This window comes from Metallumcola ferriviriculae (assembly GCF_035573695.1).
In the GTDB taxonomy this organism is placed as follows: domain Bacteria; phylum Bacillota; class JADQBR01; order JADQBR01; family JADQBR01; genus Metallumcola; species Metallumcola ferriviriculae.
Map to the genome: position 1 here is coordinate 2,925,853 of NZ_CP121694.1, position 15,462 is coordinate 2,941,314.

Here is a 15,462-nt window from a genome sequence, read left to right on the forward strand (position 1 = left end):
GAATATACGTATCGCAAGTCAAGGAGGCCTCACTATGAATCATCGTAGCAGCGGATTGAGTGCCTGGCAATTAACCATGCTGGCATTGGGTACTGTAGTAGGAGGAAGTTTTTTTCTTGGGTCGGCTATAGCCATAAAGGCCGCCGGACCGGCAATATTTATTTCCTATGTAATTGGAGGTATTTTAGTTTATATTATCCTTTCCGCACTGTCAGAAATGACTGTGGCAAATCCCCATACCGGTTCATTCAGGACCCATGCGGAACAGGCCTTTGGGCCCTGGCTGGGGTTTATAGTGGGGTGGGTTTACTGGACCGGCCTTGTGTTGGCCATGTCCAGCGAGGCAACAGCTGCATCGGTATTTATCCGGGCCTGGATACCACAGCTGTCGTTGCCGGTATTAGCCATCGCCATTGTGGTATCGGTGACTTCATTAAATTTGTTGGGTGCCAAGACTTTGAGCCAACTTGAAAGCGGTCTGGCTGCGATAAAATTGGCTGCATTGGTGGGTTTCGTAGGCATCGCCGCGGCATTAATAGTAGGATTGTTTCCCGGTAAGCTGCCGGTGGGATTGGGTGCGATAACGCAGGAGCCCTTACTGCCCAACGGGATAGGCGGGGTGGCGGGCAGTATGCTGATTGTGCTCTTTAGTTATGCCGGATTTGAAATTATTGGCTTGGCCGCTTCGGAGGTTAAAAACCCCCACAAGGTGATTCCGAAGGCCATCATCTACACTGTGATAGGCCTGGCAGGGTTATATATTGCGGTAATGTTTACACTGCTGCCTTTGGTGCCAACGGCAGGACTGACAGAAAGTGTTAGCCCTTTGGTCGCCGCCCTAAATGCCGTAGGTTTAGGAGTTGCGGCCGGGTCAATCAATATTGTTCTAGTAACTGCCATACTATCCACCATGCTGGCTGCCACGTTTGGACTGGGCAGAATGGTTCGTTCCCTGGCGGACACAGGTAATGCACCGGCATTTTTGATTGATAAGGGTGATGTTCCTTATCGGGGCATACTCTTTTCCGGTGCTTCCATGTTGGGCGGCGTCAGTCTTTCATTTTTTTTGCCAAAGAGTATTTATATCTTCCTGGTCAGCTCGGGTGGCTTCTCCCTGCTTTTTGCCTACATTATCATAATGTTGACTCACTACAAATTCCGTGCTAAAAACGGCTGCCCTCCCATAGGGCACTGTCAGTTAGTGGGTTTTCCCTATACTGCTTGGGCGGCTATCGCCGGCTTGGTAATTGTCACCGTAACCATGCCATTAATCCCGGGTCAAGGTTCCGGACTATTCGCCGGCTTAGTATTTTTAGCGTTCTATGCAGTCAGTTACCTAATTTTTAAAGCGCTGCCCGAAGGTATCGGGCTTAAGGATATGGTGTCAGCCAAGCCGTTGGTGACAGATAGGGACCCAGACCGGTCCGATGCAGCGGAAGCATCCTCACAAATAAATGCAGATAAGCAATAAAAAGTAAAACCGGCCGCGCTAATGGCGGCCGGTTTCTTATTTGTCTAACTGCTTAATCAACTACGGGCTCCACTCCCATTGTGACAGAAGCAGTGCCTTCCTCCATAACGCCAGGTGCAACAAGAATGGTAATAATATACTCTCCTTTACGACCGACCATGCTATATGCTGGGGTCGGACACCGGAGGGGTAAAGGCGCGCTGAGACAATTCATTGTCAAGCATCATAATGCCTGAGCCATCCTCGCCAAAACGCTGCAGTTTCTTGACAATACCGTTCATGGTGGACTCTTCTTCCACCTGTTCGTCAATAAACCACTTTAAGACACTAATAGTTGCATGCTCTCTTTCCTCGGTTGCCAAATCCATCAGCTTATAAATACGCTGGGTGACAAACTGTTCATGCTTTAATGCCGCCTGAAACACCTCTGTGACCGTAGAAAATTCATTATTGGGGTCTTCAAACCCCTTCATAATTGCCCGGCCGCCCATTTCATTAATGAAATTGTAGAACTTCATGGCATGAAAACGTTCTTCTTCGGCCTGTACCAAAAAGAAATTTTCGAAGCCCCGCAGATCTTCTGAAGCACAGTACGCTGCCATAGCAAGGTAGTACTGAGCAGAATAAAACTCCCATTTAATCTGCTCATTTAGTTCGTTGAGTAGTTTTCCCGAAAACACAATATCGCCCCCGAAGATTAATTAGTATCGATTAAATTGCCCCACTGCGAAAATATTATGCCAACTAATCACTTCCCTGGGAAGCTGCTGCTTCCTCTACGGCAGCCTTATCGAGAAATTTTTCCGGGTCAGGCAGGTCTTCCAAATCGTCGAGGCCAAAGTACTGTAAGAATTGACCGCTGGTGCCATAAAGAATTGGCCTGCCCGGCCCCTCCTTGCGACCAATTTCCTGGATTAACTTCTTTTCCATCAGCGTGTTGACCACACCATCCACTTTAACTCCGCGTATCTGTTCCATTTCAGCCCTGGTAATTGGTTGGCGATAAGCCACAATGGCTAGAGTCTCCAACGCAGCCCGAGACAGAGCATGGGCCTGGGGCTTATATAATTTCTCGATATACCCGGAAAATTCCGGCCGGGTGCAAAGCTGGTAACCGCCGGCTAAGCGTACTAATTGGATGCCGCTTTCTTTATCATTATATTTACGGGCCAACGAATCCAGCAGTTCCTCAGTATCCTTTTCTTTGGTCTCTAGTATATTAGCCAGATTTTTTATTGATAATGGTTCTGCGGCAACAAAGAGTAAGCATTCTAACGCAGCCAATAGAGTTTCCGAAAATAGCACTATGCCTCTCCCCCGTCATCTTTGTCGGTATCTTCCCTGGAATAGATGGCTATTTCAGCAAAATTTCGCCGCTGACGAACTAGTATGTTTCCGCTACGAATAATTTCCAGCAAAGCCAAAAATGTCACCACTACTTCTACCCGGGACACCCCGGGACGAAATAGTTCGGCGAATATTATCCCATTGGGGTTGAATCTGAGCCGTCCACGGATTTCTTTCACTTTATCGCGAATGGTTATTTCCGCACGGTGAACCTTGGTTATAGGCTCTTCATCAGGCATCTTCTCCAGTACTTGAGCCAAAGCGTCCAAAAGGTCGGCCATTTCCACATCCTGCAACGGATTATCGTTGCCGACAAATGCGCTGGCCATTTCTTCCACATCAACCGGCCTGGTAAAAACTCTGCCTGCCGCTTCTTCCCTTTCTTTTAAGTATTCTGCCACCAGTTTAAACTTCTTGTACTCCAACAGCCTTTCCACCAACTGGTCCCTAGGGTCCAGGCCCTCATCCTCTTCTTCCTCTTCCTTGGGAGGTTTGGGCAGCAGCATTTTGGCCTTAATAGACAAAAGAGTAGCCGCCATTACCAAGAACTCACTGGTAACCTCCAAATCCATTTGTCCCATGGACTGCAGGTAATGGAGATATTGATCAGTAATCCGGGCAATAGGAATGTCGTAGATGTCAATCTCATTCTTATCAATGAGGTGAAATAATAGGTCAAAGGGCCCCTGAAACACCTCAATATCAATTTTATAGCTCATCTGCTCCCCGCCTAACCGATGTTCATTACCTCTCGCACAACGCGTAAGGTTTCCGCCGCTTGTTTTCGGGCCTTATCGGCTCCAGCAGTCAATATTTCCTCAACAATCCCGGGGTTATTTTCAAGCTGTGCCCGACGCTCCCAAATGGGATTAAGGCTTTCGATCATCTTATCTGCCAAACGCCGTTTGCAATTAATGCAGCCAATGCCGGCGGTACGACATTGCGCAATTCTTTCTTCTACTTCTTCATCGTTATAAATCTTATTATAGGTGTGCACCACGCACACTTCCGGATCGCCGGGGTCAGTCTTTCTCACCCGGGCAGGATCGGTAATCATTAGGCGTACCTTTTCCCACAGTTCCTCAGCATTGCTGCTAATGGCTATGTCATTGTCATAACTCTTGCTCATTTTGCGCTTATCTATACCGGGCAGCATGGATATTTTCGCCAGCTTTGGCTGGGGCTCGGGGAAAACTTGGCTATCATACAGATGATTGAAGCGGCGCACTATTTCACGAGCCAGTTCCAGATGCGGTAATTGGTCTTCGCCTACTGGAACGGTATCGGCCCGATAAACCAAAATGTCTGCCGCCATCAACACCGGATAACCAAGAAAACCATAAGTACGGATATCCCTGCCCGCGCCCAACTGCTGCAGCTGCTCTTTATAAGTAGGACAGCGTTCAAGCCAGGATAATGGCGTGGTCATGGACAGAAGCAAATGCAGCTCCGCGTGTTCCTTGACGTGAGACTGAACAAAGATAGTACTTTTTTCCGGATCCAGACCGGCACTAAGCCAATCAATAACCATTTCTCGTGTATCTTCCTTGATGCCTGCTGTATCTTCATAGCCGGTAGTCAAAGCATGCCAATCAACTGGTGCAAAAAAACATTGATACTCTTCCTGGAGACGCACCCAGTTTTCAATGACACTCAAATGACCAATATGCAGTTTCCCGGTGGGACGCATACCGCTAAAAATCCTTCCCTTGCTCATACAAACACCTCTCTGTCAGTTATTATAATAGGGCAAAGCTGCTCAAATACATAAAGGAACTATAAATAACTTGAACTACAGGCCACAAAATCCGGCCGATTATTCCGGTAAACAACAACAGCAGCAAAATCATCGTTCCATATCGCTCCAGATTCTGCATTATGTGGGCCTGACCGGCAGGCAGAAGCCCGGCGAGTATCTTTGATCCGTCCAAAGGCGGTACCGGTATGAGATTAAATACTGCCAGTACTATATTATAAAGAACCACTGACTGAAAAAAACTGCCCACATACCAGTTACTAGTGCCAAATAGCTGCAGGCCTACAGCCCCCAGATAAGCCAAAACCAGATTCATGACCGGCCCGGCCAGACTTACCATCATCATTCCCTTACGCCGGTCGCCGCGAAAGTGGAATGGATTGACCTGAACCGGTTTAGCCCAGCCAAATCCTACAACAATAAACATCAAGGCACCTAAAGGATCAAGGTGATTAAGCGGGTTTAAAGTCAGCCGTTTTTGATACTTGGGGGTTGGATCCCCTAGCATATAGGCTACCTTTCCATGGGCATATTCATGAAAGACAATGGCAATAAGAATAGCTGGGATTGCTGCCAACAATGAGTTGATATCCATACTGTGCATTTACAACACTCCTTTACTTTCCAACCAGTTACGAACAAACCGCTGCTGGTCCTGAACAGTCTCTACTTTCCCCTCAAGCACTGCGGCCTCCAAAGCAAATAAGACCTTGCCGTACACAGGCCCGGGCTCAATACCCATCTTTCCAAGCACCTTCCCATCCATTTTAAGCAGTTGCGGCAGCCGTGTGCGCAGCCGAAAGTATTGATAGACATTTTGTTCCACTTGTCCTTTTATAAATAAAAGAATTAGTGCCATCCCTAATGGAGAGCAATCCTTTAATAACTTATGCAGTTCACCCGGCCCCGGTGTTTCCAAGTCCTGCAGCATGGCTGCAGAATCCTCCTCTAAACAGCGCTTTAAGGAACTGCGCTGTTCTTTGGTAATCGAAAGCTGGTCTAGCCATGCAACCGCACTAGTTTCATCGGTTTCTCGTAAAATAACAGTGAGAAAAACCAACCATCGCTCTAACGAAACCCCAGTAATGTCTGCTACTGCGGTGATCACCGGAATTACTTTATTTAAGGACTCTTGTATAGAGTTTTTCCATTCTAACCCCGGAATAATCTGCGGCCAGATACCCAGCTCCGCCAACCGCCGTAAACTTTTCACCGGGTCGTTTTCTGCAAAGATTAATTTTAACTCATTCCATACCCGGTCTGGACTAATGTTTTTCAGTGCTTCCTCAGCAACAGCGTTGCTTAATACATGAGCAGTTTGTGGTTCCAATTGAAATTGATAACGTTGTTCAAACCGCACGGCCCGTAATATACGGGTAGGATCTTCGATGAAACTGAGGTTATGCAGTAATCTAATGCGCTGCTCTTCCAAATCACTGTAGCCGCAAAAAAAGTCAATCAGCAGGCCAAATTCATCGCGATTGAGGCAGATTGCCAAAGCATTAACGGTAAAATCCCGCCGATAGAGATCTTCCCTTAAGTTGGTTTCCTCTATGGTAGGCAAGGCTGCCGGATACTCATAAAATTCTTTCCTAGCAGTGGCAAAATCAACCTTAATGTCTGATGGCAAGTGTACGGTTGCGGTATTAAATTTTTCATGCACCCGTACGTTACCGCCAAACTCAGCGGATAGTTTTTCCGCTAATTTTGGGGCACTGCCTACCACAACTATATCTAAATCCAGATTGGGTACACCCAGAAGCAGGTCCCGTACGAACCCTCCCACCAAATAAGCACCCCAATTATTTTCGTCAGCCAAGCGACCAATTCCTGCAAGCAGCTTTAACTGTTCTCCCTCTAACTGCTCCCCCAGCAAGTCAAGTATATCCGGCATGGTCTGCCAATCACACCGATCCTGGTAAAGTGTATTAAAGGGATGCGCATAACCATCACCATGCATGGTGCGTAATATATCACTTCGGGAGATAATACCTACTATTTTTTCTCCAGCCATTACCGGCAGTCGGCCCACATCATACCTGACCATTAATCTCTGAATTTCCGGTAAAGGCGTGTCCGGAGAAATCACTTTAACCTGCCTGCTCATAAATCCTTTCACCGGCGCGTGGCCTAAGCCATGATGCAATGCCTTATCCACATCCCGGCGGGAGACCATACCGACCAGTTTGGCGTCTTCCCTTATAGGCAGCCCCGAATGTCCGTAGCGCAGCATCATCCGACCGGCCTCTTTGATAGTTGTATCAGGAGCCAGCACTTTAACTGGATAGGACATAATTCCGGCCGCGGTGACTAGGGGTCGTACATTTTGTTGAAGTAATTCTATCAATTGCTGGTTGATGGTGGCTGGGTCGCCGTTTTTCACTGTGGCGGCAGCCGCTTTTGGATGACCGCCGCCGCCAAACCCGGCCATAATGGTATGCATCGGAACACAGTCTAAGCTGGTACGCCCTACCAGATGCACCCTTTTGCCCATTTTCACCAGGGAGATGAAAGAATTAACGCCTGTAATTTCCAGTAGTTTGGCGGTAAGATAAGCGAGCCCACCTATGTAGTCTTCCACTTTTACTTTGCTCACCAAAATTAAAATGCCATTAATACTTACTTCAGTAATATTACTGAGCATACTATTAAGCAAGCCCTGTTGGGCCTCATCCAGATGCTGTTCCATAAATCGTGACACCACTGATAAGTTAGCCCCTTTGTCAAGCAGCAGTGCCACTGCCCGAACGTCCCTAGGTGTAGTTCCGGGATGAGTCATAGCCCCGGTATCCTGATAGATTCCCAAGGCAAATATGGTGGCTTCAAATGCAGAGATACTTTGACCTTGGGTTGCCAGTTCTTCCACTAAAAGCGTGGTAACGGCACCCATCTGCTCCTGTTTGAGCCTGTAGGCCTTAATACCGTCTTTTTGTGACGGGTGATGGTCATAGACAAGCACCTCCCGCGCGGAATCCAATGCCCACTCCATTTCTCCCAGCCGTTCTGGAGTATTGGTGTCAACAATAACCACCCGGTCTAACTGCTGCTTTTCCACCTGATGAGCGAATAAAATAGGGAGGCTGTCCTTATAAAGAGACAAAAACTCAGCCACAGCCGGACCGGCTTTACCGGACAGTACCATTTTCCCTTTGGGAAAAAGCTTCTTAGCGGCAACCATGGCCGCCAAACCATCAAAATCTATATTCCTATGAGAGAGAATTAATTGCAACATTTACCCCTCCGAACAGCCAAATACTGCCTTAGATTATATCATTAAAGCGGCGGTGAGGCCAGAAAAGCGCACATTAGAAAAGCAGCACCCAAAGGGTGCTGCCATGAGCTACAATATTTTTCTGAGAAAATCCTGGGTTCTGCTGTTCTTTGGATTGCTGAATATATCCTCAGGAGTACCCTGTTCGACAATTACCCCTTCGTCCATGAACAGCACCCTATCCCCCACTTCCCGGGCAAAGCCCATCTCGTGGGTAACAACTACCATAGTCATACCCTCTTTGGCCAAATCCTTCATAACCTCCAGCACCTCACCCACCAATTCTGGGTCTAATGCGGAAGTGGGTTCGTCAAAAAGCATCACTGCCGGATTCATGGCTAGAGCCCGAGCGATAGCTACCCGCTGCTGCTGACCACCAGAAAGGTTGTCCGGATAAGCATCGGCCTTATCGCTAAGGCCAACCTTAACTAGTAGCTCTAAAGCCTTTTCCTTGGCTTCAGCTTTGGAAAATCCCCGCACCTTGGTGGGTGCTAACATTAGGTTTTCTACAGCGGTCATATGCGGAAACAGGTTAAACTGCTGAAACACCATTCCGGTCTCCGCCCGCACTTTGTTAATATTAGTTTTAGGGTCAGTTAAATTGAAACCGTCAATAATTACCTCACCGGAAGTGATTTCTTCTAACATGTTTAGGCATCTTAAAAAGGTACTCTTACCGGAACCGGAAGGCCCGATAACACATACCACTTCCTGCTCCTTAATGCGTTCGGTAATTCCTTTAAGCACTTCAAGCTCACCGAAATTTTTGTGTAAGTCCTTAACTTCTATAATTGTACCCTTATCCGATTGGCTCAATTTACATCAAGCCTCCTCTCAACATATCGCAGCATTAATGTTATAGGAATTGTTAAGCTCAAATATAATACGGCCAATAGTGAATAAATCTCAAAGTAAGCGAAGTTTGACGCTACACTAATCTGCGCCTGCCTAGTCATTTCTGCCGCACCAATAATAGTAAACAGTGAAGTATCTTTTAAGCTGATAATAAACTGATTACCCAGCGAAGGAATCATGCGACGAAACGCTTGGGGCCAGATAATATGATACAAAGTGTGGTAATGGTTAAGCCCCAGGGACCTGCCCGCCTCTCTTTGTCCTTTAGGCACACCCTCAATAGCACCCCGCACTACCTCGGCAATGTAGGCCCCGGAATTAATGGCAATCGCAGTTATTCCGGCCGGTAATATGTCAAGATTTAGCCCCAATAACTGCGGCATGGCATAATAAATCCAGATTGCTTGCACCAGAATCGGCGTGCCCCGAATTACCTCTACATAAACTGTTGCCGCCGAAAAGGCGTATTTATTCTTGGCAGTACGGCCTAGGCCCACAATAGCACCTAGAAAAAAACCTATAGCCAGGCCGCCCACTGTAAAAATAATAGTAAGCTTCATTCCAGCTAATAAAAACGGAAGGGCCTGAGCGACATACTTGAATTGCAAATCCATTAAATCACCTCTGGGGATATTTACCACTTTTACTCATATAAATGTTAGAGCGTAACACTGGGTTACGCTCTATACTGCAGTTAGAACCAACAACTTATCCGTGAATAAATTTATCATCCACATATCATAGCAAGGTCCTTAAACACTAATAAAACCTATTTCTCCGGTTGTTTACCGAACCATTTTTCATAAATGTCGTTGTAAGTGCCGTCATCTTTCATTGCCTGAAGTGCTTCGTCAACCTGAGCAGTTAATTCGCTGCCTTTAGGAAAAGCAATACCGTAGGACTGACCTTCCATTAATTTGCCAACGGTTTTAACTTCGCCGTCACCAGCAGTCTTAATATAATATTTCACGTTAGGTGCATCATGGACAGCAGCGTCTACATTACCGTTTCTTAAAGCCATGTAAGCATCTGTGATATTCGGGAAAGGAGTGTTTTTCTTCACGCCGTCAATACTTGCTACGAAATCATAGCTGGTAGCACCGGTTTTTGTTCCTACCACTTTACCCTTTAGGTCTTCTTTACCCTGAATATCAGAATTATCGGCTCTAACCATGATTAATAATCCGGAATCATAGTAAGGCATGGAAAAGTCAACTTTCTCTCTACGTTCGGGCTTAATGGTCATACCCGCAATAGCTGCATCAATTTTATCCGTCTGCAGAGACGGTATTAAAGCGTTGAAATCCATGGGGCTTAACTCATAGTCTACTTCCAAACGCTTGGCAATTTCGGCCCACATATCAATGTCAAAACCTTCATAATTACCTGTTTCTTCATTACGGAATTCAAAAGGTACAAAGCTTGTATCAACACCAACAACTAGTTTTTCTGCCTTATCTTTCGGTTGTTCCCCTGCCTGTCCACCGTCGTCTCCTGTGCAACCGGCTAAAAGGCCAACCCCCAACAATAATACAATTGACAATACCAATATCTTACTCTTACGCATATTCTTCCTCCTCCATAAATTTGTCTGCCTCTCCACATCATAATCATATTATATTATACACGATGCTATGACAAAAGTAAATGAAGGTATATTATCATAAATACTGTATACAGTCCAGATTTTTTCTAAAAATCGACTGAAAAAATTTCTAGAAAACTTAAAAGGGCCGTATAGGCCCGTCTGCTAACCAATAGACTGAAGACAAACTTCTTTCTTTTTTGCCAATCTTTCCGGCATCACATCGTTACGAATTAAGTCCTGATAAGTCTCGGCCTTAATTATTAATTCCGCCTGCCCGTCTTTAACCAATACCGCCCCCGGTTTGGTAAGACGGTTATAATTATTGGCCATACTATAGCCGTAAGCGCCGGTACAGGGCATCAGCATGAGATCGCCGGCCTCAGTTTGGGGCAGTTCTACGTCCCAAGCAAGCATATCACCGGATTCGCAGCATTTGCCGGTAATCGAAACTGTTTGCTCCAATTCTCTATCAGCTTTATTGGCTAAGATAACCTCGTACTTAGCCTGGTAAAGAGCCGGGCGAATGTTATCCGTCATACCGCCATCCACAGCCACATACTTACGAACACCGGGTATTTCCTTGACTGAGCCGATGGTGTAAAGTGTGCTGCCGGCAGGACCGGCAATAGACCGGCCAGGTTCTACCAACACCCGGGGGGATAATAGCTCAAACTCCTCAGTTTTCTCTTTCACCCGAGCCATAACCATGTCGGCATATTCTTCAACAGCTGCCGGTTGGTCACCATCAGAATAATAAATACCAAAGCCGCCGCCCAAATTAAGTTCCTCAACAGCTAATCCTGTTTCCCGCTTAATGTCAGCAACAAACTGTACCATTACATCAACTGCATGCACATAGGATTCCATCTCAAATATTTGCGAACCAATATGACAGTGTACTCCCCGAAAAGAAACATGCTTTTCCTTGACTGCTTTCACCGCTTCCAAGGCCTGCCCGTTGGGTAAAGTAAAACCAAATTTAGAATCAATCTGTCCGGTCCTAATATAATCATGAGTATGCGCTTCCACACCTGGTGTAATACGCAGTAGTACTTCCGGCACGCAGTGACGTTCCCGAGCCAAAGCATCCAAAATCTCCAACTCATAAAAATTATCCACCACTATCCGGCCCACTTCATTATCCAAAGCCATGCGCAGCTCTTCAGGCGTCTTATTATTACCATGGAAGTAAACTCTGTCCATCGGAAAGCCGGCCTTAAGAGCTGTATATAATTCACCGCCGGAGACCACATCAAGACCCAGACCCTCTTCCTCAATAATACGACAGACTGCCGTAGTTAAAAATGCCTTGCTGGCATAAAGAACCTGGGCATTATGATACTTTTCGGTAAAAGCGTTATAATATTCTCTGCAGGTTGCCCGCATTTTCGTCTCATCAAAAATATATAAGGGTGTGCCATACCGTTTGGCTAAGTCTACGGTATCGCAGCCGCCCACTTCCAGATGTCCTAGGTCATTAATCTTCATAGTGCCATGAAATTTCATTTGGTTCCTCTCCTTTTTTGATGATTTTACCAATACTCTATGTAATATTATCTCTAAAAAAACAAAAAACGACAGTGAGCATTCCTCACCGCCGTATTATGGCGCACATAGAAACACCCATCTCTTTCCCAGGTAAGCGAGATAGTTCTCCACCGGACAGCCAGGGCAGCTACCAGTGACAGTCCTACACCTATTAAGCGTAGACCCAGCCCAAAAACAGCAGCGGTTTTTGGACTTCGGCGAATGCCCCTTTCCTATGAGATCACAGGTGCCCTCCTCACTCATAGTAGTAATGGCTAATTCGCGCCTCTACCTCACCTCCATCAAGAGATGAGGCATTAATATTCTTTTAAAATATATTAACACAGACACCACGTTATGTCAACTAATTTCCAGGCTAGCAATAACTTGACAAAATGGTGCCTGACACCATTTTGTCAAGTTATTGCAGATGGCATGTGCTGTTAAGCAGCGATATTATGGGTGGATGGTTTTTTGGAAATTTGATAATGTTCACTGCTGTATTCCCCTGCTCAATCTGCCACATGGCTTTAAGAGGCAAATCCAATACGGAGCAAAGAATGGTACGGATAGTAGCACCGTGGGAGAAGACTGCCACTTTACCGGCATATTCATTCTTTGCTACAATATCCTTCACCGCCTGATAGGCCCGTTTCTTAACCAGGGCAAAGCTTTCTCCCTCAGGCAGGTTTACTTCCGCCGGGTTTTCCATCCACTGCTTGACTATGTCAGGGAAAATCTTATTAATCTCTTTAAAGGTACGGCCTTCCCATGTACCGAAATTGATTTCCCTCAGTCGTCTATCTGCCGTTACTTTAATCGCTCTACTATCCGCAACTGCAGCAGCGGTATCATAGGCCCGAGATAAATCACTGGCATAGATGGCGGTATATCGCACTTCTTTAAGCCAGTGTGCCAATTCTTTCGCCTGTCTTCGGCCCACTTCACTTAAGGGTACATCCTGGTGTCCCTGATATTTATGGTCCTGATTCCACAATGTTTCGCCATGACGGACTAAATACATTTCAAGCATAATCCTTCTCCTTTAGCGTTTTAAATTCCTAATAGTTTAAGCATATAGCGGTAAGTATTACTGGGGCGTCCAACTCACAGCTTTAAGGCACGGGCTTCCTCATTAAAGTAATTCGGTTATCATGAGCTGCTAAGATTACTTTTACCTTTTATTTGTTATTCTAATTCATCATAATAATTCCTTGTTTTATTTGCCAACTTGCAGAGGGAAAAACCTTTTTGGGGGTAGTCATGAAGGAAAAAATATTGATATGGGAGAAACTAGTATATAATGCTTTAATCAAACAAGTATGCCAACTAAGAGGTGAAGAAAATATGTTAACAACAATTCTTTTTGATTTGGATGGTACAGTGACAAACTCACTGCCGCTGATCAAACAAACGTATGCTAAAGTTTTCAAGGAAATGGGTTTAAACTGGGGTAACGATGATGTCATGCGGCTGATTGGTCTGCCGCTTAAAGAAATCGGGCGGCAGTTTGCCGGTGAGCTTCGGGTAGAAGAGTTTTTTGATCGCTACCAATACTTTTACCGCCGAGAACACAACCGCTGTATGGAGGTTTACCCGGGCACCGAAGAATTACTTAACCAACTGGGCAAACAGTTTACTTTGGCTATCGTAACTTCAAAGAGCAAAGTGGGCACGGAAATGACCTTGGATTTCCTAAAGCTTAAAAATAAGTTTTCAGTGGTGATTACTGCTGATGATGTGGAAAAGCATAAGCCAGACCCGGAGCCAGTAGAAAAGGCACTTGCATCATTAGATGCTCATCCTGATGAAGCAGTTTTCATCGGCGATAGTCCCTTTGACATTGTCAGCGGTAACAATGCCGGCGTTACCACCATTGCCGTCAGCTGGGGCATGGCTGATGCAGCAGAACTGAATACACATCTGCCAAACTATCTAGTGTCCAGCCGTGAGCAGTTGAGTGTAGTTATTGAAAAAATCGCCCAGGAGGGCGCACTGCCCCAGAGGGTCTCTAAAAAATGAATACCTACCTTTAACGTGACTGCTTTAATACTATAAAGTAGGGTAAAAAGATATTCCGGAGGAAATTTCGCATCCGGAATATCTTTATTAGTGTAATTTTCTTTTAGCAATCAAATAATAATTATCGCCATCGTAGCTGCCATGAGGCTGATGGTGCTACGCAGCGGTATGGAAGTCTATATATAAATAAAGAACCCTGCAAAATGCACAGGGTTCATAGCTTCTTATTTATATTTTAGGGAGACAGGCCAGGCTCTGCTTGACACTTTCTTCAGCATAGTCCGCATCTTCCAGTTTATTACCCAGGTAAGCGTCGTAAGCAGTAAGATCAAAATGGCCATGACCGCTAAGGCCAAACAGAATGGTCTTTGCTTCACCCGCTTCTTTGCACCTTAAGGCCTCGACCACCGCACCATGAATCGCGTGGGAAGATTCCGGTGCCGGTACTATTCCTTCACTGCGAGCAAAACGGATAGCCGACGCAAATACTTCATTCTGACCGAATGCCTGCGCTTCGATCAATTTATCTTGGTAAAGCTGACTAACCAATGATGAAGCACCGTGGTAGCGAAGCCCGCCCGCATGAATTCCCGGTGGTACAAAATCATGGCCCAGGGTGTACATCATAGTGATAGGCGTCAATTGAGCCGTATCGCCAAAATCATAGGCAAAAGTACCCTTTGTCAAGGTAGGACATGCACTAGGTTCTATCGCTATAACCCGCACTTTTTTATTTTCAGTCAAATTATCTTTTATAAAGGGAAAACCCAACCCGGCAAAATTACTGCCGCCGCCGCAGCAACCGATAACTATGTCGGGATATTCGTCTACTTTAGCCAACTGCTGACGCGCTTCCAGACCAATAACTGTCTGATGCAGCACCACATGGTTAAGTACGCTGCCTAAGGCATAATTAGTATCGTCGCGCTGGGCTGCGTCCTCCACAGCTTCACTAATAGCGATACCTAAACTGCCCAAGGACTCAGGGTCTTTGGCCAAAATACTCCGTCCTGATTCAGTATATTGACTGGGGCTCGCTATTACATTGGCCCCGAATACTTCCATGAAGGATCGTCGGTAGGGCTTTTGGCTGAAACTAATCTTCACCATATAAACCGTACACTCTAGACCAAAGAACGCACAGGCCTGGCTCAGTGCTGTTCCCCACTGACCGGCGCCGGTTTCCGTGGCCAATCTCTTGATACCCGCCTGCTTGTTATAATAGGCCTGCGGTATAGAGGTATTGAGCTTGTGGCTGCCTGAAGGACTGACGCCTTCGTATTTGTAGTAAATCTTTGCTGGCGTATCCAACTCTTTTTCCAAACGGACAGCACGATAAAGAGGTGCCGGCCTCCAAGTACGGTAAATATCAGCTACCTCTTCAGGAATATCTACCCACCTGTCGGTGGTTACCTCCTGTTTTATCAGTTCCATTGGAAAAATTGCGGATAAATCTTCAGGTCCGGCAGGTTGCTTGGTGGCAGGATTCAACGGTGGCTTTGGCAGATTAGGCATATCCGCCTGAATGTTGTACCACTGTCTCGGCATTTCCCTCTCATCCAACAAAATCTTCACAGCTTCTTTTTTACTCATCTTACTCATCTCTCCTCTCCTAATCTAAAACT

The 15,462-nt window shown here is 46.0% G+C and carries 14 protein-coding genes and 1 riboswitch; of the genes, 2 read left to right on the forward strand and 12 right to left on the reverse strand.

Going from position 1 to position 15,462, the window contains the following annotated elements; genetic code table 11:
* Window positions 1–34 precede the first annotated feature (34 nt).
* Window positions 35–1,471 carry an amino acid permease gene (locus MFMK1_RS14420; protein WP_366922388.1) on the forward strand — a complete coding sequence of 479 codons (1,437 nt, stop codon included), beginning with the start codon at window positions 35–37 and terminating at the stop codon, window positions 1,469–1,471.
* 161 nt (window positions 1,472–1,632) lie between these two features.
* On the opposite strand, the gene MFMK1_RS14425 is transcribed toward MFMK1_RS14420, so the two are convergent.
* From MFMK1_RS14425 to cobC, 11 genes are all read right to left on the reverse strand, one after another.
* A complete protein-coding gene (locus tag MFMK1_RS14425) occupies window positions 1,633–2,151 on the reverse strand; it encodes a ferritin (protein ID WP_366922389.1) in 519 nt (172 codons plus the stop codon).
* 64 nt (window positions 2,152–2,215) lie between these two features.
* The gene (scpB, locus tag MFMK1_RS14430) at window positions 2,216–2,776 is read right to left on the reverse strand and encodes an SMC-Scp complex subunit ScpB (protein WP_366922390.1); all 561 of its coding nucleotides are present in this window, start codon (window positions 2,774–2,776) and stop codon (window positions 2,216–2,218) included.
* Window positions 2,776–3,537 (reverse strand): segregation and condensation protein A, encoded by a 762-nt coding sequence (locus MFMK1_RS14435; RefSeq protein ID WP_366922391.1) that lies wholly within the window; start codon window positions 3,535–3,537, stop codon window positions 2,776–2,778. The genes scpB and MFMK1_RS14435 overlap by 1 nt, the downstream gene beginning before the upstream one ends.
* Window positions 3,538–3,548: 11 nt before the next feature.
* The gene (gene trpS / locus MFMK1_RS14440; RefSeq protein ID WP_366922392.1) at window positions 3,549–4,535 is read right to left on the reverse strand and encodes a tryptophan--tRNA ligase; all 987 of its coding nucleotides are present in this window, start codon (window positions 4,533–4,535) and stop codon (window positions 3,549–3,551) included.
* Window positions 4,536–4,557: 22 nt separating this feature from the next.
* Window positions 4,558–5,178, reverse strand: coding sequence for a site-2 protease family protein (locus MFMK1_RS14445; RefSeq protein ID WP_366922393.1), 621 nt, complete (start codon window positions 5,176–5,178; stop codon window positions 4,558–4,560).
* Window positions 5,179–7,806, reverse strand: coding sequence for a CBS domain-containing protein (locus MFMK1_RS14450; RefSeq protein WP_366922394.1), 2,628 nt, complete (start codon window positions 7,804–7,806; stop codon window positions 5,179–5,181).
* A gap of 108 nt (window positions 7,807–7,914) precedes the next feature.
* Complete coding sequence (locus MFMK1_RS14455; protein WP_366924956.1) at window positions 7,915–8,637, reverse strand: amino acid ABC transporter ATP-binding protein; 723 nt, start codon at window positions 8,635–8,637, stop codon at window positions 7,915–7,917.
* A gap of 20 nt (window positions 8,638–8,657) precedes the next feature.
* Window positions 8,658–9,314: an amino acid ABC transporter permease gene (locus MFMK1_RS14460; protein ID WP_366922395.1), complete on the reverse strand. Its 657-nt coding sequence runs from the start codon at window positions 9,312–9,314 to the stop codon at window positions 8,658–8,660.
* 155 nt (window positions 9,315–9,469) lie between these two features.
* Window positions 9,470–10,267, reverse strand: a complete 798-nt coding sequence (gene glnH / locus MFMK1_RS14465) for a glutamine ABC transporter substrate-binding protein GlnH (protein ID WP_366922396.1) — start codon at window positions 10,265–10,267, stop codon at window positions 9,470–9,472.
* A 183-nt stretch (window positions 10,268–10,450) separates the two neighbouring features.
* Window positions 10,451–11,794, reverse strand: coding sequence for a diaminopimelate decarboxylase (gene lysA, locus MFMK1_RS14470; protein ID WP_366922397.1), 1,344 nt, complete (start codon window positions 11,792–11,794; stop codon window positions 10,451–10,453).
* Between the two features lie 134 nt (window positions 11,795–11,928).
* Window positions 11,929–12,114: riboswitch (Lysine riboswitch) on the reverse strand.
* A 122-nt stretch (window positions 12,115–12,236) separates the two neighbouring features.
* Window positions 12,237–12,848 carry an alpha-ribazole phosphatase gene (gene cobC / locus MFMK1_RS14475; RefSeq protein ID WP_366922398.1) on the reverse strand — a complete coding sequence of 204 codons (612 nt, stop codon included), beginning with the start codon at window positions 12,846–12,848 and terminating at the stop codon, window positions 12,237–12,239.
* Window positions 12,849–13,078: 230 nt separating this feature from the next.
* Between cobC and MFMK1_RS14480 the strand changes: the two genes are divergently transcribed.
* Window positions 13,079–13,837, forward strand: a complete 759-nt coding sequence (locus tag MFMK1_RS14480; RefSeq protein WP_366922399.1) for an HAD family hydrolase — start codon at window positions 13,079–13,081, stop codon at window positions 13,835–13,837.
* A gap of 228 nt (window positions 13,838–14,065) precedes the next feature.
* Here MFMK1_RS14480 and MFMK1_RS14485 read toward each other — a convergent pair whose 3' ends face one another.
* Entirely contained in the window at window positions 14,066–15,430 is a 1,365-nt protein-coding gene (locus MFMK1_RS14485; RefSeq protein ID WP_366922400.1) for a TrpB-like pyridoxal phosphate-dependent enzyme, read from the reverse strand.
* Between the last annotated feature and the right edge of the window lie 32 nt (window positions 15,431–15,462).